Source organism: Collimonas arenae (assembly GCF_001584165.1).
Taxonomy (GTDB): Bacteria; Pseudomonadota; Gammaproteobacteria; order Burkholderiales; family Burkholderiaceae_D; genus Collimonas; species Collimonas arenae.
Map to the genome: position 1 here is coordinate 113027 of NZ_CP013233.1, position 23098 is coordinate 136124.

Below are 23098 nucleotides of genomic sequence, written 5' to 3' on the forward strand. Positions count from 1 at the left end.
ACCCTCTTTGCAAGGCGCATCCATGACAACAGCAGAAACCCTTCCGCAACAGAATCGAGCAAGCCCGGCCGCCAGGCGCCGCATCATCCATCCGTTGCCGGTGCGTGCTACGCACTGGATCAACGCCTTCGCCATGGTATGCATGGTGATGAGCGGCTGGGAGATCTATAACGCTTCACCGTTGTTTGGTTTTTCGTTCCCAAAATGGGCCACGCTGGGTGGTTGGCTGGGCGGCGCGATAGCCTGGCATTTTGCCGCCATGTGGCTGCTGGTGGTGAATGGCTTGATTTATTTTTTTTACGGATTGGCGCGCGGGCATTTTCGCCGCCACTTCCTGCCGCTGCGCGGCGCTGATCTGATGCGTGATGCCAGGCAGGCGCTGACATTCAAATTGCCGCATCAGGCCGGCGTCTACAACGCCGTACAGCGCTTGATGTATATCGGTGTGCTGCTGCTGGGCGTGCTGGTGGTGGCGTCCGGTCTGTCGATCTGGAAGCCGGTGCAACTGGATGTCCTGGTCGATCTGTTCGGCGGTTACGACGTGGCGCGTCGCGTGCATTTCGTTGCCATGGCCGGCATCGTGGCGTTTGTGGTGGTTCACCTGGCGCTGGTGCTGATCGTGCCCAGTACATTATGGCCGATGCTGACCGGACGCGCCCCAAAATATAAAGTGGCACAGGAGTCGCAACCATGACGGATAAAAAACCGGATGTGCCGACCAATTCGGAGCTGAAGCCTGAACTGGTGCAATTGCAGCGCCGCTTGTTCCTGCGCTCCGGCTTGTCGCTGGGTGCGCTGTCGATGCTGTCGGGCTGCAATCTGCAAGATGGAGATATGGTCGACAAGGTGCTGTGGGCGATGTCGCGCTGGAACGACCGGGTGCAGGGTTTGTTGTTTCGGCCGAATCACCTGGCGCCGACCTACCCGGCCAGCATGATCACCAAGCCGTTTCCGTTCAACGCTTTCTACGACGCCGATTCGGCGCCGGAAATCGATGGCGATACTTACAAGCTGGAAGTCTCCGGCCTGGTACGCGACAAACGCAGCTGGAGCCTGGCGCAATTGCGGGCGTTGCCGCAGGCTTCGCAGATCACGCGCCATATCTGCATCGAGGGCTGGAGCGCCATCGGCCAGTGGAGCGGCGTGCCGTTCCGTACCTTCCTGGCGCATATCGGCGCCGATACGACAGCGCGCTATGTCGGCTTCAAATGTGCGGATCGTTATTATTCAAGCCTGGACATGGCGACTGCGCTGCATCCGCAAACAATACTCGCGTTGGATTTCGGCAAAGAGCCGCTGCCGACCGAATATGGTTATCCGTTGAAACTGCGGGTGCCGACCAAGCTGGGTTTCAAAAATCCCAAGCACATCGCAGCGATCTTCGTGACCAATGAAAATCCCGGCGGCTATTGGGAAGATCAGGGCTACAACTGGTTCAGCGGTTCCTGACGACTTTTCATTCGCCGCGTCCGGTGCAGCAAGGGCAGCCGCGATGCTGATTTTGCAGATGCGGCGCATCGATTTCTTCATCATCCTGCGCCAGCGTCTGCATGTAGGCGGCCAGCGATTGTTCCATGCTGGCCAGTAGATCGGCAGGCTTGCCTGATTGATGCTCTGGTCCGGCCAGCCATTGCTCGATGACGGTCATGTGGCGCGGGTTCTTCATTCTTCCACCTGGCCGTAAAATTTCTCGCAAATCTTGATCCGCTCGCGTCCTTGTTCCTTGCGCCAGCGGTTGGTGTCACGCAGAGAATAGACGCAGCCGCAGTATTCCTGCTGATAGAAATTCTCGCGCTTGGAAATCTCAATCATGCGCGTCGAGCCGCCCTGCTTGCGCCAATTGTGATCCCAATACGTGATGTCCGGGTAATGTCCGGCAGCACGCACCCCGCAGTCGTTGATCTGCTGCATGTTCTTCCAACGCGAAATCCCTAGCGAACTGCTGATGACCGAAAATCCATGCTCATGCGCATACAGCGCGGTACGTTCGAAACGCATGTCGAAACACATGGTGCAGCGCTTGCCGCGCTCCGGTTCTTGTTCCATCCCTTGGGCACGTGCGAACCAGTTATCCAGATCGTAGTCGGCATCAATGAACGGCACGCCGTGCTGCTCGGCGAAACGGATGTTCTCGTTTTTGCGCAATTCATATTCGCGTTGCGGATGGATGTTGGGGTTGTAGAAATAAATCGAAAAATCGATTTCGCTGTCGAGCAAGGCTTCCATCACCTCACCAGAACAAGGCGCGCAGCAGGAATGCAATAGCAGTTTGTTGTGCCCGCCCGGCAGGGCGAGTTTCTGGCGTTCGGTCATGGTCGGGATCAATGAAGAATTGCGGCGGACGGGAGCTGACGTCGAGTGTCTTGCTTCACGCTGGATGCGTCAAGCGACAAACTCTCAAGTTCGCATGAGCCAAATTCATACAGGCAGCGTGAGCCCTGTCAGCTTTGGCAGGTTTTATTGCAGATGACATGCTGCGGTCATAAATGCGGTTTACATTCCGGAAAATGATGCATTTTGGAAATATTTGCATTCATTTTATCTTCCCGTTACCCATCATTCTCGGAGCTTTTCATGAAAATCAGCCGCAAATTGTTGTGCACCTTCGTCACCGGCGTGGCTTGCGCCGCGCCTCTGCTAATGGCAGCACCCCACGCCATGGCGTGGGGCGATGAAGGGCACATGGTGGTTGGCCTGATCGCCAATAATTACCTGACCGCAGATGTTCGCGCGCAGGTCAACGCCATCCTGGCTAACGACAGCAGCGGCCTGACCGCGACCGACATCGCCTCCGAAGCGACCTGGGCCGACAAGTACCGCAACGCGCATCGCGAAACCGCGGCTTGGCATTTTGTCGATACCGAAATCAGCGACGGCGATATCGACGCCGCCTGCTTCGGCCATCCGACGCTGCCCGCCAATACACCGGCGTCGGCTGGCGTCGCCCAGGATTGCGTGGTTGATAAGGTCGATCAGTTCACCGCCGAGCTGCGCGATCCGAATACCGATCCGGCCGAACGCCTGCTTGCGCTAGAGTTCCTGCTGCATTTCGTCGGCGATTTGCACCAGCCGTTGCATTCCAGCGATTCCAATGACCGTGGCGGCAACGACGAAACCGTATCGGCAACCGGTATTGCCGCCGGCAAGCTGCACGCGTATTGGGATACCGCCTTCGTGAACAAATTAGGGACAGATCCGAACCAGGTGGCGTCGGCATTGATCGCCAAGATCAGCACGGCCCAGATCGTGCAATGGCAGCAACAGACGCCGCGCGACTGGTCGCTGGAAGCCTTCGACCTGGCCCGCACCGACGCTTACGGCAAGTTGCCGACACCCGATTCCAGCGGCAAATACAAGCTGCCGGCGACTTATGTCAGTAACGCCACCAGCGTGGTAGCCACGCAGCTGAGCCGTGCCGGTGTGCGGCTGGCCAAGGTATTGAATGATGCGTTGGGCGGCAGCGCTGCGACGAATAGCGCGGCAGTATTTGCATCGCCGTTCAGCAGCAAGTAGGGTGCTCACCCGTGCCCACGCGTGACCTCAAATTCCATCGCGCCCTTTGAGCAACGTGTGGGCAAAAAAACTTGCCGACCCTACTTCTTGATTAACAACGATCATTCTCGCGAACGCGGGAATCCACGTTACGTAAAATGGGTCCCCGCGTTCGCGGGGACGACGCTGTTAATGGCGCTTCACTAAATTACGCAATCAACCCACGCTTGGCCAGCATCGGCTCCACCTTCGGATCGCGGCCGCGGAAGGCGCGGAACGCCTGCGCTGGATCCTGCTTGTTGCCGGAGCTGTAGATGTGACGCTGTAGGCGTTCGGCAATCGCCGGCTGGAACGGATCGCCGGCTTCGATGAAGGCGTCGTAGGCATCGGCATCCAGCACTTCGGCCCACATGTAGACGTAGTAGCCGGCGGCATAATCCGAACCGGCAAACAGATGCTGGAAATGGCTCAGGTAATGGCGCTGGCCGATGTCCTGCGGAATGCCCAGCAATTCGCACTGCTGCGCTTCAAAGGCTGCGAGGTCAACCTTCGTCCCATTCGGCAGCGAATGCAGCGCCATGTCGATCAGCGCCGGGCCGGCGTACATGATGGTGGCCCAGGCCTGGTCGAATTGACGTGCGCGTTTCAGCTTTTCCAGCAGGGCTGGTGGAATCGCTTCGCCGCTCTGGTAATGACGCGCATGACGTTGCAACACCACTTCCTCTTCGGCCCAGTTCTCGAAAATCTGCGACGGCAATTCAACGTAATCCTGCAGCACTTGCGTGCCGGCCAGGCGCTCGTACTTCACCTGCGACAACAAACCGTGCAAGCCGTGCCCGAATTCGTGGAACAGCGTGCGCACATCGTCGAAACTCAACAGCGCCGGATCGGCCTTGGCGAAGTTGTTATTGTTGATGACGATCGGCAGTGTGCCGCCATTGTGGCCGGACTGGCTGCGGAAGACATGCATCCAGGCGCCGCTGCGCTTGCTGGCGCGCGCGTAGTTGTCGCCGATGAACAAGCCGATCAGTGCGTTCTCGCGGTTGCGCACTTCCCACAGGCGGGCGTCGGGATGATGCAGGGCGACGCCGTGCTGTTCGACAAAGCTGATGCCAAACAGGCGATGGGCGCAATCGAACATTGCAGCGATCATGTTTTCCAGCGCAAAGTAGGGCTTCAGTTCGGCATCGTCGAGATCGTAGCGTGCTTGCCGCACTTTTTCAGCCAGGTAGCGCCAGTCCCAGGCAGCGATCGGGGTCGGCTGTCCCAGGCTGTGCGCCATCTCGGTCAGTGCGGCGCGATCTTCGCCAGCCTTGTCCTTGGCTGGTTCCCAGACCTTGCCGAGTAACGCTGAAACGGCTTCCGGCTTGCCGGCCATGCGGTCGATCAACTGGTAATCGGCGTAGGTTGGGTAGCCGTGCAACTGCGCCTGCTCCTGACGCAAGGCCATGATTTCTTCAGCGATTGGACGATTGTCATGCGCGCCGGCATGGGCGCCGCGCGCGATGCGGCCACGCCACACGGCTTCGCGCAGGTCGCGTCGGTCGGAGAACGTCAGGAACGGTTCGGCCAGCGATGGCGATAGCGTAATCACATGGCTGCCTTCCGGCAGGCCAAGTTGTTGCGCCGCCGAACGCGCCGATGCGCGCAGGAAGTCTGGCAAGCCGGCCAGAGCCGCTTCATCTGCAAGTTCCAGCGCAAAGCCGGATTCGTCGGCCAGCACATTCTGGGTAAATGCCGTGCTCAGGGCTGCCAGCCGTTCGGTCAGGGCGCTGTAACGGGCGCGCGATTGTGGCGGCAGATTGGCGCCGGCGCGTACAAAATCCAGGTGTACTCGTTCCAGCAAACGCAATTGCACCGGATCCAGGTCCAGTTCGGCGCGACGCGCATACAGCGCATCAATCCGCGCAAACAAGCCGGCATGCAGGTAGATCGCATTGCGGTGCGCTGCCAGCTGCGGCGCCAGCTCGACTTCGGCCGCTTGCAGCGCCGGCGAGGTTTCGCTGGCGGTGAGGTTTTCGAACAGCAGGCTGATGCGGTTGTTGAGGCGGCCAGAGGTGTCGAAGGCTGCCAGCGTATTGGCAAAATCGGGCGCGGCGGATTGGCCGGCGATCGCATCGATTTCGGCCAGGTGCGCCGGCAGCGCCACGGCGAAGGCCGGCGCGAAATGCTCGGCCTTGATCAGGTCGAAAGGCGGCAATCCGTAAGGAGTGTTCCAGTCTTGCAACAGCGGGTTGGTGGCGTGCAAATCAGTCATGGCGGCTAGCATCCGGGCTAATGAAGAGAACGCTATTGTATAGCTCTACATAAACTTTTACGCAGGCCGCCGGAGGTTGTTATAAAGCCAAATCGCTCAGTGTCGTGAGACTCGTAAGCGTAGCGCATCCGATCTGCTCGCGCACGCGTAGGAATTGATGGCGATTGCGTCGGACGCTTTGTTGTAGAAACTGCCGTTTGTGGGGCTACGCAGCAACATATTCGGATAAGGGATAAAGTGTCGGGTCGTATTATTAAAGGCAACTCGCAATGACAGACGCACAATCCTCCAAACTCAGCCCTGGCCTGGTCATCATGATGTCGATCGCCACCGGCGTCGCCGTGGCCAGCAATTATTACGCCCAACCCTTGTTGCATACGATTGCATCGCGCTTCGGCATATCCAACGGCAGCGCCGGCCTGATCGTGACCGTGGCCCAGCTCGGCTACGCGTTCGGCCTGATGTTGCTGGTGCCACTGGCGGACATGGTGGAACGCAAAAAACTGATTATCGTGATGACCCTGTTGTCTGCTTGCGGGTTGCTGATCACCGCGACCGCGCAAAGTATGGCGTTCGTGCTGATCGGTACCGCGCTGACCGGCTTGTTTTCCGTGGTGTCGCAGGTGCTGGTGCCGTTTGCCGCGACACTGGCGGCGCCGCACGAGCGCGGCAAGGTGGTCGGCCATGTGATGACTGGCCTGTTGCTTGGCATCCTGCTGGCGCGTACCGTGGCCGGTTACCTGTCGGCCTTGGGCGGCTGGCAGACGGTTTACTGGTTCGGCGCGGCGCTGATGATCGTGACGGCGATCGTACTCGGGCGCGCCCTGCCGCGTCATCACCAGGAACAGCATCTGAACTATCCGCGCCTGCTGGCGTCGATCCTGACTTTGTTCGTACAAGAACCGGTATTGCGTATCCGCGCCCTGCTCGGCGGCATCATCTTCGCCGTGTTCAGCGTGCTGTGGACATCGATTTCGTTCCTGCTGGCGGCGGCGCCGTTCAACTATTCGGATGGCACCATCGGCCTGTTCGGTCTGGTCGGCGCTGCCGGCGCACTGGCCGCTTCGCATGCCGGACGGCTGGCCGATCGTGGGCATGCCGGACGTTCCACCGCCATCGGCCTGGCGCTGCTGTTGCTGTCCTGGCTGCCGCTGGTGTTCGCCAAAAGTTCGCTGCTGGGCCTGATCATCGGCATCCTGGTGCTGGACTTGATGGTGCAGGCGGTGCACGTCACCAACCTGAGCGTCATCAATCATCTGCAACCCGAATCGCGCAACCGCCTGACGGCCGGCTACATGACCTGTTACTTCATCGGAGGCGCCTGCGGCTCGGTACTGTCGACCGCGATGTACGGCTATGCCGGCTGGTTCGGTGTGTCGATGACCGGCGCCGGGCTGAGTGCGGCCGGTTTGCTGGCATGGCTGCTGCTGGGGCGTAACGAACAAGTTACGCATGTCGCCGCCAGCTCGATCCGCGACGGCGGCAATCACTGATGATTGGCGCTCACGCGCCCTCTTCGACCAGGATTTCCGACAGCAATTTTTTGATTTCGGGAACGCATGAACCGCAGTTGCCGCCCGCCTTCAGGCAGGCGGTGACCTGCGCGACATTGGTCAACCCCTGCTTGCGCACTGCATCGCAGATGGTATTGCGGCCGATGCCGAAGCAGGAACACACGGTAGGTCCGGTATCCACACCTTTCTCGATGGGCTGGCCGAGTAGCAGGCCGATGCGGTCGGCATCATCCAGTTTTTCCTTGCCGAACAGGCTGGCCAGCCAGGCGCGTGACGGCAGGTCCGGGCGTGGAGACAGGAACACGCAGGCATCGATGCGATCATCGACCACATGCACGGCCCGATAGATGCCGGCGCTGACATCCTGATACTCCAGCCAGTCGGCGTCGGCGGTATCGACACCTAGTAGCGCCGCCGCCCAGGTGCTGTGCTCGGAAATTGGGCTGCGCCCCGCCAGTTCGTAGCGGTTGAAGCGCCTTCCCTGAATCCGCGTCCAGTGGGTCACATCGTCCAGCATCGGTCGGCTGCGGCTCAACACGAAGCCGTACCAGGCCACGCGGAATTCCTCGACCCGCACCGGCGTATGCTTGAATTCCGGCTCCCCGGAAACCGGATCGACCGCCGGGTTGACCAGCGCCCCGACTCGCGCATCCGAAGCCGACTGGCCGTTCCAGTGGATCGGCACGAAAATGCTGTCGCGGGCAATGCCGCCGCTGTGCTGCACCCTGGCCACCATCTCACCCCAGCGACTCGATATCCGCGCCAGCATGCCTTCGCGCACGCCGTGCAGCAGCGCGTCCTGCGGATGCATGTCGACGAACGATTCCGGCACGTGGTCGGCCAATTTGGGTGACTTGCCGGTGCGCGTCATGGTGTGCCACTGGTCGCGCACGCGGCCGGTATTGAGGCTCAGCGGATAGTCGCTGTCGGTTGCATATTGCGGCCCCGGGGAACGGTGGCGATGAAGCGCGCCTTGCCATCCGGGTGCGCGAAGCGGCGGTCGGCAAACAGCCGCGGCGTACCTCGTTTGTCACCCGATGCAAGCGTGGTCAGAGGCCATTGCACCGGCGCCATCGCATCGAACTGTTTTTGATCCAGACCGCTCAGGCCACTCAGGTTGAATGTGCGGCGCTGACCAAAGGCGTCGCCATTGCGATAGGCGCTGAGGCGAGCGTGTTCATCGAACACCTGATGTACAGCCGCGAAATCGAATCCCTTGAAACCCATGCGTTGCGCAACTTGGCACAGGATCTGCCAATCGGCGCGGGCCTCGCCCGGTGTCGGCAGGAATGCGCGTTGACGGGAAATGCGGCGTTCCGAACTGGTGACGGTGCCGTCCTTTTCACCCCAACTCAGCGCCGGCAGCAAGACGTGGGCGAAGGCATTGGTGTCGGTTTTTTCGATGATGTCGGATACCACCACCAGTTCGCATTTGGCCAGGGCGCGTTGCACCTGGTCGGCATCCGGCAGGCTGACTACTGGATTGGTGGCGATGATCCAGACTGCCTTGACACGACCGCTTTCGATCGCATGGAACAGATCGACTGCCTTTAATCCGGGCCGTTCCGCCATGCGCGGCGCCTGCCAGAAATCCTGCACGGTTTGCCGATGCTGCGGATTTTCCAGTTCCATGTGCGCCGCCAGCATGTTGGCCAGACCGCCGACTTCACGGCCGCCCATCGCATTTGGCTGCCCGGTGATCGAGAATGGCCCCATGCCAGGACGGCCGATGCGGCCGGTCAGCAAATGGCAGTTGATGATGCTGTTGACCTTGTCGGTGCCGGACGACGATTGATTGACGCCTTGCGAAAAGGCGGTCACCGTTCTTTCGTGCGCGGCAAACCATTCGTAGAACGTCAGCAAATCGTGTGGGTCGAGCTTGCAGGCCTTTGCCACCGCGCCATGGTCAACGCAGCCGCTTTCGGCAACATCCAGCGCCGCCGCCATGCCGTTGGTGCTGGTGTCCACGAAGTTGTTGTCGATGGCGTTGTTGCGCGCCAGGAAACTGAGCAAGCCGTTGAACAGCCAGACATCGCTGCCGGCTTTCAAAGGCAGATGCAGGTCAGCGAGTTCGCAAGTTGCGGTGCGGCGGGGATCGATCACCACCAGTTTCATCTGCGGCCGCGTTTCCTTTATCCTGGCGATGCGCTGGAACAGGATCGGGTGGCACCAGGCGGTGTTGGAGCCGACCAGCACCACCAGGTCAGCCAGTTCCAGATCCTCGTAACAGACCGGCACCAGGTCGGCGCCGAACGCGCGTTTGTGGCCGGCCACTGCGGACGACATGCACAGGCGAGAATTGGTGTCGATGTTGGCGCTGCCGATGTAGCCTTTCATCAGCTTGTTGGCGATGTAATAGTCTTCGGTCAGCAACTGGCCCGATACATATAACGCGACCGAATCCGGCCCGTGCTGTTCGATGATCGAACGAAAGCCGTGCGCTACCTGATCCAACGCTGCGTCCCAGGAAACGCGTTGCAGCGGCTGGGTTGCGTCGGCTTCCACGCGCATCTTTGGATACAGCAGACGGCCATCGAGATCGACGGTTTCGCCCAGCGCCGAACCCTTGACGCACAACCTGCCGTAATTCGACGCATGGCTCTCATCGCCGGCGATATCTACCTGGCCGTCGCTGTGCAAGGTAGCACGCACACCGCAGCCGACGCCGCAATAGGGACAGGTGGTCAGCGTGCTGCCTGGTTTGTAACTCAGTTTCTCAGCCGGTAGCAGCGGGAAGGAAGGAGCCGATTTCACACGCGCCCCCGATCAGGCGGCCTGGGCGCATAGCGCCTGGCCGAACAGTAATTGGCTGCGTAGCCCGGAGATATCGATGCGCTGCTGGATCAGTTCAAAATACCAGGGGCCATCCTTGACGTCGCCGTACAGCACCGCGCCGACGATATGCGGACCCTTGATGACCAGCCGTTTGTAGATGCCACGACGCGGATCGCGCAGCACCAGGTCTTCGCTGCCCTCGCTGCCGATGAAATCGCCTGCCGAATACAGATCGACACCGGTGACCTTGAGCTTGGTGGCGGTGGCTTGCTGCACATAGCGCCGATGGCCGGCGCCGGCCAGGTGAGCGCCGCAGACCCGCGCCTGTTCCCAGATTGGTGCCACCAGGCCGAAGGTCGCCAGGCGGTGCTGCACGCATTCACCAACTGCGTAGATGCGCGGATCGTAGGTCTGCAAGGTGTCGTCGACCACGATGGCGCGTTCGCAATGCAGGCCGGCCTGTTGCGCCAATTCGATATTGGGACGGACGCCGGCGGTCATTACTACCAGGTCGGCGGGAATGTCACTGCCGTCTTTGAAACGTACCGCAGTGACTTGCTGCTCGCCGACGATTTCAGCTGTCTGAGCGTTCAATAAAAAGCGCAGACCTTTCTGTTCCAGCGCAGTCTTCAACAGCAACGCAGCCGGCTTGTCCAGTTGTCTTTCCATCAGGCTGTCCATCACATGCACCACGGTCACGTCCATGCCCTGCCGCAGCAAGCCATTGGCGGCTTCCAGGCCCAGCAGGCCGCCGCCGATGACCACCGCGTGGCGATGATTGCGCGCCGCGTTCAGCATGGTTTCGACATCCTGGATGTCACGGAAGGCGATCACGCCCGGCAACTGATGACCGGGCACCGGGAGGATGAACGGCTTGGAGCCGGTCGCCAGTAGCAGGCGGTCATAGCGCAATGCAACGCCGGCGCGGGAGCGCACGATGCGGCGTTGGCGGTCAATGCCCGTTACCGGATCGCCGGCATGCAGCGTAATGCCGTTTTGCTTGTACCACTCGGGCGTATTGAGCATGATGTCGTCAATGCTCTTGTCGCCGGCCAGCAGCGGCGACAGCAGGATACGGTTGTAATTGCCGTGCGGCTCGGCGCCGAACACAGTGATATCGTACAGATCCGGCGCCAGCTTGAGCAATTCCTCAACCGTGCGCATGCCGGCCATGCCGTTGCCAATCACCGCCAGCACCGGTTTGTTTGCAATCGATGGCGCGCCAGCTGTCATATGCCTACCCAGACCTGGCCGTCGGCGATGCGGGCCGGATAGGCGGCGACCGAATGTTCCGGTGCTTCCAGGCACTCGCCGGTCTGTAGATCGAAGTGCTGCTTGTAAATCGGTGAAGCCACCACGATGCGTTCACCCAGGCTACCGACCAGGCCACGCGACAACACGGAGGCTTCGGCGTTCGGATCGTAATTGCCGATAGCGAAGACGCGCGATCCGCCATCGATGACATGGAATACCGCAACCTGCTGGTCATTGATCAGCGCGCAGACGCCGGTGTTCGGCACAATGCGTTCGAGTGGGCAAACGGCAATCCAGTTACTGCTTTGACGGTCATTGTGCATGGGATATTCCTTTGATACGACCTCAAATGATTTCTGTAGCGTCATTCCCGCGCACGCGGGAATCCATTTTTTTTCGGTCACTTGATTTCGTCCGTAACCTGGATCCCCGCGTGCGTGGGATGACGGTGTTATAAAAAATATTTAAGCTGCCTCAACAACAATCGGGATGTTGATACGCCTGCGTTCTTCCACCGTAGCCGGCCGGATCTGCCGCCGCTCTTCGACGAACACCACGTTATCGTCGGCCTGATCGCTGTTGACGAAGTGCTGGAAGCGCTGGCGTGTGGCGGGATCGGTGACAGCGGTTTTCCATTCGCACTGGTAGGTGTCGACTACGTGCTGCATGTCGGCTTCCAGCTCGGCGGCAATGTGCAGCTTGTCGTCCACCACAACCTGCTTCAGGTAATCGAGGCCGCCTTCCAGGTTGTCGCGCCAGACGCTAGTGCGTTGCAGGCGATCGGCGGTGCGGACGTAGAACATCAGGAAGCGGTCGATGGTGCGGATCAACGCCGCCTTGTCCAGATCGGCCGCCAGCAGTTCCGCATGGCGCGGCTTCATGCCGCCATTACCGCAGACATATAGGTTCCAGCCTTTCTCGGTGGCGATGATGCCGACATCCTTACCCTGCGCTTCCGCGCATTCGCGGGTGCAGCCGGAGACGCCGAACTTGATCTTGTGCGGCGCGCGCAAGCCTTTGTAGCGATTTTCCAGTTCTATGGCCAGACCGACGCTGTCGTCCAGACCATAGCGGCACCAGGTCGAGCCGACGCAGGATTTCACGGTGCGCAGCGATTTGCCATACGCATGGCCGGATTCGAAGCCGGCCGCGATCAACTCTTCCCATATCAGCGGCAACTGTTCAACTCGGGCGCCGAACAGATCAACCCGCTGGCCCCCGGTAATCTTGGTGTACAGGCCATATTTCTTGGCCACCTGGCCGACCGCGATCAAGCCGTCCGGGGTGACTTCGCCGCCTGCCATGCGCGGCACCACCGAATATGTGCCGTCCTTCTGGATGTTGCCGAGGAAGTAATCGTTGGAATCCTGCAGGCCGGCATGTTCTTTCTTCAGTACGAAATCGTTCCAGCAGGACGCCAGGATGCTGGCCGCGACTGGCTTGCAGATGTCACAGCCCAGGCCCTTTCCGTGCTGTTGCAACAAGGCGTCGAAAGTCTTGATCTGGCCGACGCGCACCAGGTGATACAGCTCCTGGCGCGAGTACGCGAAATGTTCGCAGACATGGTTGTTGACTGCCATGCCCTGCTTCTTCATCTCCGCCTTCATGACTTGGGTGACCAGCGCCACGCAGCCGCCGCAGGACGTGCCGGCCTTGGTGCAGCTCTTCAGCGCGCCGATGCTGGTAGCGCCGGCGTTGACCGCCGCGCACAACGCGCCTTTGGAAACGTCGTTGCAGGAACAAATCTGCGCGCTGTCCGGCAACGCATCAACACCAAGCCCGACCTTGGCCTGGCCATCGGCCTGCGGCAGGATCAGGAATTCCGGCGATGCCGGCAACTCGATGCGGTTCAACATCATCTGCAGCAGCGTGCCGTATTCGCTGGCGTCGCCAACCATCACCCCACCCAGCAGATACTTGCCGCATTCCGACACGACGATTTTCTTATAGATCTGCTTGCGTTCATCGGTGAATTGGTAAGAGCGGCTGCCGGCTTCCTTGCCGTGCGGGTCGCCGATGCTTGCCACGTCAACGCCCATCAGCTTGAGCTTGGTGCTCATGTCGGCGCCGGTAAATTCCGGAATTGCTACGTTGCTGTCCGTGGTGAGGGTCGCCAGCACGTGTTTGGCGGCGATGCGCGCCATATCGTAGCCGGGCGCTACCAAGCCGAAGATCCGGCCGTTCCATAATGCACATTCGCCGATGGCATAGATATCCGGATCGGAGCTGCGACAGCTGTTGTCGATCACGATGCCACCGCGATCGCCGACTTTCAATCCGCTTTCGCGCGCCAGTTCGTCGCGCGGACGGATACCTGCCGAGAACACGATCATGTCAGTATCGAGATGGCTGCCGTCGTCGAAATTCATGCGATGCGTGCCGGTTTTGCCGTCGACGATTTCCAATGTGTTCTTTTGCGTATGCGCAGTGACACCCAGTTCCTCGATTTTCTGGCGCAAGATGCGGCCGCCGCTTTCATCTACCTGCACCGCCATCAGGCGTGGCGCAAATTCGACCACATGGGTTTCCAGCTGCATATCGCGCAGCGCCTTGGCGCATTCCAGGCCAAGCAGGCCGCCGCCGATCACGACACCGCTGCGCGAGCGCTGGCCGCATTCCAGCATCGCTTCCAGGTCTTCGATGGTGCGATAGACGAAGCAATCCTTGCGCTGGTTGCCGGCCAGTGTCGGCACGAACGGATAGGAACCGGTGGCGATCACCAGTTTGTCGTAAGGCAGCATCTGGATCGCACCGTTGATATTGAACGTCACTGTCTTGGCTTCGGTGTCGATCAGTTGCGCCTTGGCGTTCAGCTTCAGTTCGATATGCCGGGTTTTTTCGAAAAACCCCGGCGTCACCAGCGACAAATCCTGCGCCGATTTGCCGGCAAAGAATTCCGATAGGTGCACGCGGTCGTAGGCTGGACGCGGTTCTTCGCACAACACCGTGACCTCGATGCCGGCGACGCCGGAGTCGGCCAGGCATTCCAGAAATTTGTGGCCGACCATGCCATGTCCGATGACGATGATTTTCATGTTGTCTCCCTTAGGCGCTAATGCTTTTTGCTGCCATGACACTGTTATGCAATTCCTGTTCCCGTGCCTTGTGTTCGGCACTGAAGCGCACCGCAATCGCGCATAGCGCCGAGACCGACACCAGCACGCCGAGCGCAGTCAGCGTCTGCTGGGTATCGCCCAGGCCCTTCATCAGGAAGCCGGCGGCGACTGCACCGACATTGCCGCCGGCGCCGATGATGCCGGCGACGCCGCCGAGTGCCTTGCGATCGATGAACGGCACCAGCGCATACGTTGCGCCGCAGGCCATGTGCGTAAACAAGCCGAAAGTCAACATGGCGACCACCGCCAGTGCAACGCTGCTGGCATGCGCAAACCACAGCAGGCCCAGCCCCTCGCCCAGCATCAGCACGAACAGCAAGGTGGCGCGGCTATCGAGGTTGCTGCGCAGGGCCATCTTGTCGGACAGCCAGCCTCCCAGGGCACGCGCAAACAATGCCAGCAAGCCGAAGCTGGCGGCTGCCATGCCGCGCTTTTCAGCGACAGGCCGAAGTGATCGACGTAGTAAATGGCGGCGATGTTGTGGATGAATATCTCAACGCCAAAGCAGGCGCCGTAGGTGACGAACAGCAGCCACACCCGGTAGTTGGTGCTGGCGGCGCGGAAGCTGGCCCAGCCGCCCTTTTTACCGCCTTCGATAGCGATGCCGGCAGCACGCAATTCGGCGTAGTTCCCTTGCGGACAATCTTGTGTGTAGCGCCAGTACAGCGCCGCCATGATCAGCATGAACACGCCTGGCACCAGCAGCGCCAGACGCCAACCCATGGTTTCGCTGACGCCTAGCATCAGCAACGCCGCCACCAGCAACGGCATCAGCGCTTGCGCTGCACCGCCGCCGCTATTGCCCCAGCCGGCGGAGGCAGCGTTGGCAGTACCGACGACATTGGAGGCGAACATCACCGAGGTGTGGTACTGGGTGATCACAAAACTGGCGCCGACTGCGCCGATGCACAGGCGAAAGAACAGGAAACTTTCGTAGCTTTGCACCAACGCCACGCCGAACACCGGCAACGCGCCTATCAGCAACAGGCCCGTATAGGTCTTGCGCGGGCCGTAACGGTCGCATAGCGGACCGACCAGCAGCCGCACCAGGATCGTCACCGCCACTGCCGCGATATTGATGTTGGCGATTTGCGCCATGCTCAGTCCGAGTTGACCCTTGATCAGCGGCATCAACGGCGCACAGGCGAACCACGCGAAGAAACAGACGAAGAATGCCATCCAGGTCAGGTGGAAGGCGCGCATCTGCGGCGTGCGCAGACTGAAAAGTTCGATGCTGGTCGCTTTGTTTGCCATTTTTCGTCTTTAAAAACAAAAAGGCGTCCTCTTGACTCAGCCACAAGGCCGAGCAAGAGGACGCCGTTGTCCAACAGATCCATCGTTGGACCTGCGTTAGAAAGGGTAGGATCGTCGTTGATCCTGTAGCCTTATCCAGAGCAAACGCCGTGCCACAAATTTAAGTCATTGATATTTATGAGGTTATTTCTTTATCTGGTGTCTTTTGAGATCAACTGATGCGCAGGTGCAGGTCGACGACGGTGCGTTTTGCGTGAAATTGGTGCGCCGCACACTATTTCGGTGCGGCCCTTGCCAGAGATTACATTGCCTGCCAGCCTTCGACCCCGGTAAATATCCCTGCTGCAATCAATAGACCGCCTACCATGCGCGCGGCGATCAGGCTGCCGCGCGGATTGTCATCGAACCAGGCGCGGGTGCGACTGGACAGGATGGCAATGACGCCATACACGCCGGCCTGAGTCAGCGCAGTGATTACCCATAGCACCAACGCCTGTCCCCAGAGCGGGCCGGCGTCGATTTTCAGGAACTGCGGGAAAATCGCCAGCATGAAGACATAGGCTTTCGGGTTGAGCAAGCTGGTCAGCATGCCCTGGTAAAACGTGGTGGCAGGCGCCTTGGCCGGGGCTTGTCCTGGCGTGGCGGCGAATTGGAAGCCGTCCTCGCTGCGCAATAGCGACCAGCCAATCCAGGCAATATAGGCAGCGCCTGCCAGTAGTACCAGGTTGAACAGGCTGGGCCACAGCTTGAGCACAACAGCTAGGCCCAGCATACCCATGGTGACGTGGCAGACGCCGCCGGCGATGATGCCCGCCACCGCCGCCAGGCCCGAGCGGCGTCCGCCCACCAGTGCGCTCGCCAGCACGAAAGCCATGTCCAGGCCCGGTAGCACGATGACGCCGAACACGATCAGGAAGTACAGCCACAGATTGATGGATTGCGTCATTTAATGTCTCCTCATATTGGTAACGTGTCTGCAGTGCTTTCTATGTTTTCGGCCAGCCAGCGCAGCCGCGAGCGCTTGCCGGGATCGAGGATTACCAGTTCGGGCGCCGACCTGAGCAAGCCCTCGGCAGCCAGCGCATTGGCGGCATGATCGGCCAGCGGATAAAAATTCTGTAGTTGGCCGTCGTCCCGGGCGATTCCCAGCCACACCAGATACAGGCCGTCTGTCCTGACCGGCAATTGAGGGAAATTGTTTTTCGCGTCGAGCGTCACCAACAGCCCTGCCTGGCGCAGGCCGGCGGCCTGGTAAGTGGCGAAGACTGATGCGGCGCGACTGGCGAATTGCTCGACGTCGCCGCCCTTCAGCGCAAAGATTTGCGCCACCATCACGCCTTGAGCGCCTTGCACTTCGCATGCCGGATCCACCGCCGGCAATACACTGACGCCGCTGTCCCGGTTCAGCGGACGCAGCAGCAGCACGTTATCGCTGTCGATCATCAGGTTGTTCAAGGTGGTCCGGTGCTCCTTCCATACCGGTCCGTAATAGAACGCGCTGTTGACGACGGCACGGGCATCCATGTCCTTGAAGCCACGCAGCCAGGTAAATACATTTGGATTACTGCGCTCGCTGAACTGGCCGAGGGCCAACGCACCGAGTTGCTGGAATGCTTCCGGAAAAAAGCTTTCGAAATAAGTGGTGAATCTGGCCAGGCCGCCATCCTTGATCTGATAGCGGCGGAATTCAACTACCTGGAAATCGTTGGTATCGCTGAGGGTTTGCATGGCATTTTGTTGGTTGGTTGAGGGAGTTGGCGCAAATGTCGATGCATGCGCCGCCGCCAACAGGAGAATCCCGGCAATGAATCGGTACATGGCTGTCCTCCTCTCCTGCTTGCGGTTAGCTGCAAATTTTTGCTGCCGGAATCAAAGATAAATTGAATTTAGGACATAATCTGCCCTATATATAAAATATCCTTCAAGCCATGTACCACCCAACCACACGTGTGCTGGCAGTGCTGGAACTGCTGCAAACCCATGGCCGAATGAGCGGGGCCGAGATGGCCGCGCGCCTGGAGGTTGATGGCCGTACATTGCGTCGTTACATCGTGACGCTGGAGGAAATGGGCATCCCCATCACGACCGACCGCGGCCGTCACGGCGGCTACGCGCTGATCGCGGGTTTCAAGCTACCGCCGATGATGTTTACCGACGACGAAGCACTGGCCTTGTCGATCGGCCTGCTGGCGGCACGCAGCCTCGGCCTGGCCGAAGCAGCGCCGGCGGTGGCGAGCGCCCAGGCCAAGCTGGAACGCATCATGCCGGACAACCTGAAGCGCCGGGTCAGCGCGGTGGATGAAACCGTGAAGCTGGATTTGTCGCAGGCCGCTGCGCCCGAGAGCAATGCAGCATTAGTGATTCTCAGCGGCGCCGCGCAGAATCGGCAACGGGTGCATATGCACTATCGCAGCGCCACCGGCGACGACAGCGAGCGCGACTTCGATGCCTACGGGTTGGCTTACCGCGGCGGCCGCTGGTATACCGTCGGCATGTGCCATCTGCGCCATGGTTTGCGTTCGTTTCGGTTGGATCGCATCGGCCGGGTGCTGGCGCTGGAACAGACATTTATGCGCCCGGCCGATTTCGATGCGCTGGCGCATCTGGCTCTGTCAGTCGCCACCATGCCGCGCGCATTTGCCGTCGAAGTGCTGCTCAAAACCGACCTGAAAACGGCGCGCGAACAACTGTTCGACGCCGTCGGCCTGTTCGAGCAAACGGCAGACGGCGTGCTGTTGCACAACCAGTCCGACGATCTCGACTGGTTTGCCCGCGAACTGGCGCGGTTGCCATTCGCATTCGAGATCCGTCATCCGCCCGCGCTGCGCGACGCGCTCAAGACTTGTGCCTCAAGGTTATTGCAGCTTGCAAAATGAGAAGCATTAATGCATTTCATGAAGACGTTGCAAGCAGGTTGCAGCGCCTGGTAACCCTGGCAGTGTTCACGCGAATGGCAGTGCGATAGACTGTCCGAAGAGAAATCCGTTGCCGATACGGCTGCGCATGTCGCGGGAATCGCAATAAAATGCGCCGCCACGCGCTTAAATATGGCCAACACAAGGGCTTTGAGGCATCTACGTGATATCCTGAGCGTTCTAAAACACACTGCATTTGTTGTCAATGAATACACCCGCTGTCGCAACTCCGAGTCCTGTCCAAACTGCCCGCGTTCTGCTCAAGGAGCTGCAAGAGAAATTCGCGGTATTCCGCGATTACCAGCCACTGGCGATCGGCATCGATAAGCAATTGATTGCGCGTATCCCTGAACTCAACCGCAAGACCTTGCGGATTGCGTTGGGCATGCACACCAATTCGCTGCGTTATCTGAAGGGGATGGAAAAGGCCACGGTCAGGTTCGATCTCGACGGCAATAACGCCGATGAAGTCACGGAAGTCCACCGCACCCACGCCGCGGAGACGCTGCGTGAGCGTTTCAAGAAGAATGCCGAGCAGCGCAAGGCCCAACGCGCGGCTGAAGCCGCACAGCTGGCAGCCGAAAAAGCGGCGCGCCAGCATGCCGAAAAATTGAGCCAGCTGACTGCGAAATTCTCCCGCAATCGCGGTTGAACACGGATTTGCGATAGCAGCAAGGGGGGGGGCCTCAGGCTGTCGCAAGGCGCCAACTTGCGATGTCTCTTTGATGCAATCGCTACATAGGCGGAAAAATGCTTTTCGTTTTTCTGCCGCGTCATTTGTGCGTCAGCAGCCAGATCCAATTGGTATCAAGGTTCTGCGCTTTTCCACGTTCCTTTGCGGCGTCGGGCGCCGGCGGTAGCGGCTGTCTTGGCAGGCCGCTGCCGTGCGCCACTTTGTTCTTTCTGATGAGCGTCCTGCGCGACAAGCGCCAGGCATAATCGTCGCCAAACGCGGCAATTGCATCCAGCATGCGTTGCAACGCGGGATCGGCGTCGACATGATCTGCCATCTGGCGCCAGATACCGGCCTGATTCCAGCGACGAAAACGCATGTAGGCCGTCTGCCACTGGCCGAAGCCGGATGGCAGTTGAGACCATTTCGCCTCGTTCAGCACTATCCAAAAAATTGCGTTGACGAACAGGCGGTTGTCGCGGCCGGTAACGCCGGGGGCATTTTCTCCACCCGGCAGAAATGGCTTCAGTTTTTGCCATTGATCGTTGTTGATAGGCATGTCGTGTTTTGATGAGAATGATTCAATTCATTGTCATCACTCAAAACACAAAAGGACATAGGAAAAACGCTGAATTTCCTATCGCTATCTCGGGTTTTTATTTGATCAGTTTCAATATCTCGCGAAACTTCGGATGCTCGCTGTTTCTCATCCATTCGAACATTACCATTTCGCTGCTGACAATATCGGCGCCCGCAGCGCGGGCGCGATCGATGGCGCAGATTTTGTCGCGCTCCTGGCGTGAGCCGATGGCGTCGATCACCAGTTTTACGCGCCGCTGCCGATGCAGCAAGCCAAGCACGGTTTGCAGCACACAGACGTGGGCTTCACAGCCAAGTATGACCAGTTCGTCCCGGCCATTATCCAGCGCGGCCAGGAACGCCGGTTCGGCGCGAGCGTCGAAACTGCATTTCTCGATAGTCTGGTCGAGCATGTCGTCGATCAGCGGCATCGTGCGTCCCAGCCGTAGCGGCTGCTGCACGGTGCCGATCACCGGAATCGCCAGCAGCCTGGCAGCTTGCGCCAGCACGGAAGCGCGTCGCAGCACCTGCGCATTGTCGAAAATCACCGGCATCAGTTTTTCTTGCAGGTCGATGATAACCAGGTTGGCGGCGGATGCATTACATAAGTAGCTCATGGGCATGTTGTGGAACGGTTGAAGGATGTCTTCCCTTATGCCATGAAATCCAGTGGAACGCTACGCTGGCGTGGCGGCAAGTCGCGGCAGGCCCGGGTGTTATTTAGTAAGCCACTGTGAAGCGCTGGCGTACGTGCTTGGGTTGTTCGATTTCATCGAGCAGCGCAATTGCGTAATCTTCCATCGAGATCTGACTCTGACCTTGCTCATCGCTCAGCAACTGGTTTTGGCCGATACGGAATTTCCCGGTGCGTTCGCCTGGGGCAAATAAAGCCGGCGGGGAAAGGAAAGTCCAATCGACGGTCGTTTCGGCGCGCAAGTCGTCCAGGAACTGCTTGCCCGGCACTGCTTCCACCTTGTATTCGGCGGGGAAATTCGGGCTGTCCAGCAGGATGGCGCCGGGCGCCACTTCCAGGCTAGCGGCGCCGCCCACCACCAGCAGTCGCTTGACCCCGGCGCTCTTGACGGCCTGCAGCAGCGGAGCAGCTTTCAGCACGCGGAATTGGGCTGCGCTGACAACCGCATCCTGGCCGCGAATCAGTTCCGCCAGTTGTTCCGGCTGGGTGGCGTCGCCTTGCAATAGCTGGACGCCGACTGGCGCCGTCGTCTGTTCGACTGAACGGGCGATGCCGGTGACCGTGTGGCCGCGGCGCAATGCTTCTGCGGCAATGCGTGAGCCGGCGCGGCCGGTAATGCCGATGATGGCAATTTTCATGATGGCTTTCCTTTCGGTTGAAGCCCGGAACGCGTCTCGGGCCGTGGTAGTTATTTAAAGTAACCAGTATAATTATTTAGAACTTTAGCGCAAGAAGGCACTTTGATGAATGATAGGAACATGCAGGTAACTGCGGCGCCGGCCGGCGCCGCTCTGGCGCGCGGCCGAGGACGCCCCAGTGCAAGCGAAGATTTGCCGTGCCCGATCCGCGATGTGCTGGATCGGATCGGCGATGCCTGGAGCGTGCTGGTCATCACCACGCTGGAGTCAGGTCCTTGCCGTTTCAACCAGCTGCGGCGCGATGTCGACGGTATTTCGCAGCGTATGCTGACGGTCACGCTGCGTCATCTGGAGCGCGACGGGCTGGTGTCGCGCACCGTGATTCCGAGCACGCCGCCGCAGGTCGAATATGCATTGACCGATACCGGACGCTCGCTCTGCGCGCCGCTCAAGGTGCTGGCCGATTGGGCCGGCAGCCATCAAGGCGTGATTCGCGGCGCGCGCCGCCAATACGACCGCGCAGGCAACTGAGCCGGGCCTGGTTTAATTGCCGGCCCGGTGATTGACCTGCCGCCGACTGCGAGGTCAAGCCGCTGCTGCAGCCGCGCGCCGGGTCGAGGACCAGCTGGACAAATGCACTTCTTCACGAATACTGTCGCAAGCCTGCAGCACCCTCTGAATTTCCACCTCGGTCAGTCCCGAGTTCAGTGTGAGCCGCACCAGCGAGCGGTTCTTGGGCGTCGCCGGCGCGCAAAAGACCGCACCAAAGATACCCTCCGCTTCCAGCGCCTTGCGCAGACACAAGGTCATCGGTTCGGTACCGGCTTCAAGTGCAATGATTTGCTCGGTGCCATCGCTGACGTTGTAGCCCAATGCGGTCAGTCCGTCGCGAATGCGGCGGGCATTGCGATGCAGGCTGGTGCGCCGGTCGTCGGCATGACGGATGAAATCGAGCGCGGCATCGAACCAGGCCAGTTCATGTCCCAACAGGCAGGAGCTGAAAATCGCCGGACGCGAGGCCGACAGGAAATAGCCCTTGAACTTGCTGGAGCAGGTGATGAAACCGGCGCGGCCGCCGAATGCCTTGGCTAGCGAGGCAGTGCGGAAATGGACGCGATCGGACAAACCCATCTGCGCCACCAGTCCGGCTCCGCCCGGACCATGCGTGCCGAGTGAATGCGATTCGTCGACCACCAGGATGCTGCCGCTGTCTTCGGCAATGGCTAGCACTTCGGCCAAAGGACAGATGCTGCCATTGGTGCTGTAGACGGCGTCGACCACGATCACGCCGGCGCCATGCTTGAGCACTTGCCGCCGCAAGTGCTCGATGTCGTTGTGCAGGAACGGCACCGGCCGAGCTTCACCGGAATGCACGCCTTCCCACAGCGACGCGTGGGCCTGCATGTCCAGGTAGACCGGCACGCCGGGGCTGGCGATGCTTTGCATCAGCCCGACGTTGGCGCTCCAGCCGGATTGAGAAATCAAGCCGTCTTCCGAACCCATAAAGCGGGCCAGCTTGTTTTCAAGGCGATGCTGAGGGCTGCCTTCCTGCAGGAAAACCGATGACATCAGCAAATCGGCATCGCCCTTTTTGAGGCGTGCAGCCTGTGCTTCGATCAGCTGCGGTTCGGCGGCAATGCACAGGTAATCGTTGCTGGACAGGTAGATCGCATCCGGGCCTGGCGCGCACCATTTGTGCATGTGTTCGCCGCCCAGCAGTTTCTCTACGCGATCAATATAATGCTCGTCCATCCTTGTAGACACGAAGGCGGGCAATCTTTGCTCCGCTGCCAAAGTTATTTCGGCATGGTAGCTTGCAGTTAGTGGCATAATTTTCTCCCAATACTCTCTGTTGACATGCCAAACAGAGTAGCCAGGGCTCCCCTGTCTGGAATTCGGAGCCAAGCTAAGTATTCGTTGCGGAGGCGCGGCGATCA

Annotated in this window: 19 protein-coding genes and 2 pseudogenes; 7 read left to right on the plus strand and 14 right to left on the minus strand. The window is 59.8% G+C overall.

Annotated elements, in window-relative coordinates; genetic code table 11:
• The first annotated feature begins 22 nt into the window (after window positions 1-22).
• Together CAter10_RS00550 and CAter10_RS00555 are read left to right on the plus strand one after the other, a co-directional pair.
• The gene (locus CAter10_RS00550; protein ID WP_061531867.1) at window positions 23-694 is read left to right on the plus strand and encodes a cytochrome b/b6 domain-containing protein; all 672 of its coding nucleotides are present in this window, start codon (window positions 23-25) and stop codon (window positions 692-694) included.
• A complete protein-coding gene (locus CAter10_RS00555) occupies window positions 691-1449 on the plus strand; it encodes a molybdopterin-dependent oxidoreductase (protein ID WP_061531868.1) in 759 nt (252 codons plus the stop codon). The genes CAter10_RS00550 and CAter10_RS00555 overlap by 4 nt, the downstream gene beginning before the upstream one ends.
• A 7-nt stretch (window positions 1450-1456) precedes the next feature.
• Here the strand turns inward: CAter10_RS00555 and CAter10_RS00560 are convergent, their stop codons facing one another.
• A complete protein-coding gene (locus CAter10_RS00560) occupies window positions 1457-1666 on the minus strand; it encodes a hypothetical protein (RefSeq protein WP_061531869.1) in 210 nt (69 codons plus the stop codon).
• The gene (locus tag CAter10_RS00565; protein WP_061531870.1) at window positions 1663-2313 is read right to left on the minus strand and encodes an epoxyqueuosine reductase QueH; all 651 of its coding nucleotides are present in this window, start codon (window positions 2311-2313) and stop codon (window positions 1663-1665) included. The genes CAter10_RS00560 and CAter10_RS00565 overlap by 4 nt, the downstream gene beginning before the upstream one ends.
• 261 nt (window positions 2314-2574) lie before the next feature.
• On the opposite strand from CAter10_RS00565, the gene CAter10_RS00570 reads away from it, so the two are divergent.
• Complete coding sequence (locus tag CAter10_RS00570) at window positions 2575-3513, plus strand: S1/P1 nuclease (protein ID WP_061531871.1); 939 nt, start codon at window positions 2575-2577, stop codon at window positions 3511-3513.
• 187 nt (window positions 3514-3700) lie between these two features.
• Here CAter10_RS00570 and CAter10_RS00575 read toward each other — a convergent pair whose 3' ends face one another.
• Window positions 3701-5749 carry a M3 family metallopeptidase gene (locus tag CAter10_RS00575; protein WP_231879100.1) on the minus strand — a complete coding sequence of 683 codons (2049 nt, stop codon included), beginning with the start codon at window positions 5747-5749 and terminating at the stop codon, window positions 3701-3703.
• A 269-nt stretch (window positions 5750-6018) separates the two neighbouring features.
• On the opposite strand from CAter10_RS00575, the gene CAter10_RS00580 reads away from it, so the two are divergent.
• Window positions 6019-7242, plus strand: a complete 1224-nt coding sequence (locus CAter10_RS00580) for an MFS transporter (RefSeq protein WP_061531873.1) — start codon at window positions 6019-6021, stop codon at window positions 7240-7242.
• A 10-nt stretch (window positions 7243-7252) separates the two neighbouring features.
• On the opposite strand, the pseudogene CAter10_RS00585 reads toward CAter10_RS00580, so the two are convergent.
• From CAter10_RS00585 to CAter10_RS00615, 7 genes and pseudogenes are all read right to left on the minus strand, one after another.
• A pseudogene (locus CAter10_RS00585) lies at window positions 7253-9993 on the minus strand (molybdopterin-dependent oxidoreductase).
• A 36-nt stretch (window positions 9994-10029) separates the two neighbouring features.
• Window positions 10030-11271 carry an NAD(P)/FAD-dependent oxidoreductase gene (locus tag CAter10_RS00590; protein WP_061531874.1) on the minus strand — a complete coding sequence of 414 codons (1242 nt, stop codon included), beginning with the start codon at window positions 11269-11271 and terminating at the stop codon, window positions 10030-10032.
• A complete protein-coding gene (gene nirD, locus CAter10_RS00595) occupies window positions 11268-11615 on the minus strand; it encodes a nitrite reductase small subunit NirD (RefSeq protein WP_061531875.1) in 348 nt (115 codons plus the stop codon). The genes CAter10_RS00590 and nirD overlap by 4 nt, the downstream gene beginning before the upstream one ends.
• Before the next feature lie 141 nt (window positions 11616-11756).
• A complete protein-coding gene (nirB, locus tag CAter10_RS00600; RefSeq protein ID WP_061531876.1) occupies window positions 11757-14327 on the minus strand; it encodes a nitrite reductase large subunit NirB in 2571 nt (856 codons plus the stop codon).
• A gap of 10 nt (window positions 14328-14337) precedes the next feature.
• A pseudogene (locus CAter10_RS00605) lies at window positions 14338-15662 on the minus strand (MFS transporter).
• Window positions 15663-15963: 301 nt separating this feature from the next.
• Entirely contained in the window at window positions 15964-16608 is a 645-nt protein-coding gene (locus tag CAter10_RS00610; protein WP_061531877.1) for a LysE family translocator, read from the minus strand.
• Window positions 16609-16619: 11 nt separating this feature from the next.
• Window positions 16620-17480, minus strand: coding sequence for an NIPSNAP family protein (locus tag CAter10_RS00615; RefSeq protein ID WP_061531878.1), 861 nt, complete (start codon window positions 17478-17480; stop codon window positions 16620-16622).
• 110 nt (window positions 17481-17590) lie between these two features.
• Between CAter10_RS00615 and CAter10_RS00620 the strand changes: the two genes are divergently transcribed.
• Together CAter10_RS00620 and CAter10_RS00625 are read left to right on the plus strand one after the other, a co-directional pair.
• A complete protein-coding gene (locus tag CAter10_RS00620; RefSeq protein WP_061531879.1) occupies window positions 17591-18538 on the plus strand; it encodes a helix-turn-helix transcriptional regulator in 948 nt (315 codons plus the stop codon).
• 244 nt (window positions 18539-18782) lie between these two features.
• Window positions 18783-19229: a ProQ/FINO family protein gene (locus CAter10_RS00625; RefSeq protein WP_061531880.1), complete on the plus strand. Its 447-nt coding sequence runs from the start codon at window positions 18783-18785 to the stop codon at window positions 19227-19229.
• Window positions 19230-19350: 121 nt separating this feature from the next.
• On the opposite strand, the gene CAter10_RS00630 is transcribed toward CAter10_RS00625, so the two are convergent.
• The 3 genes from CAter10_RS00630 to CAter10_RS00640 all read right to left on the minus strand — a co-directional run bounded on the left by CAter10_RS00630 (window position 19351) and on the right by CAter10_RS00640 (window position 21161).
• Window positions 19351-19809: a transposase gene (locus tag CAter10_RS00630; protein WP_061531881.1), complete on the minus strand. Its 459-nt coding sequence runs from the start codon at window positions 19807-19809 to the stop codon at window positions 19351-19353.
• Between the two features lie 97 nt (window positions 19810-19906).
• Window positions 19907-20452 (minus strand): isochorismatase family protein, encoded by a 546-nt coding sequence (locus CAter10_RS00635; RefSeq protein WP_236905444.1) that lies wholly within the window; start codon window positions 20450-20452, stop codon window positions 19907-19909.
• A gap of 97 nt (window positions 20453-20549) precedes the next feature.
• Window positions 20550-21161 carry an NAD(P)-dependent oxidoreductase gene (locus tag CAter10_RS00640; RefSeq protein ID WP_061531883.1) on the minus strand — a complete coding sequence of 204 codons (612 nt, stop codon included), beginning with the start codon at window positions 21159-21161 and terminating at the stop codon, window positions 20550-20552.
• A 105-nt stretch (window positions 21162-21266) separates the two neighbouring features.
• On the opposite strand from CAter10_RS00640, the gene CAter10_RS00645 reads away from it, so the two are divergent.
• The gene (locus tag CAter10_RS00645; RefSeq protein WP_082797738.1) at window positions 21267-21692 is read left to right on the plus strand and encodes a winged helix-turn-helix transcriptional regulator; all 426 of its coding nucleotides are present in this window, start codon (window positions 21267-21269) and stop codon (window positions 21690-21692) included.
• A 54-nt stretch (window positions 21693-21746) separates the two neighbouring features.
• On the opposite strand, the gene cqsA is transcribed toward CAter10_RS00645, so the two are convergent.
• Window positions 21747-22991, minus strand: a complete 1245-nt coding sequence (gene cqsA, locus CAter10_RS00650) for an alpha-hydroxyketone-type quorum-sensing autoinducer synthase (protein ID WP_061531885.1) — start codon at window positions 22989-22991, stop codon at window positions 21747-21749.
• Window positions 22992-23098 lie beyond the last annotated feature (107 nt).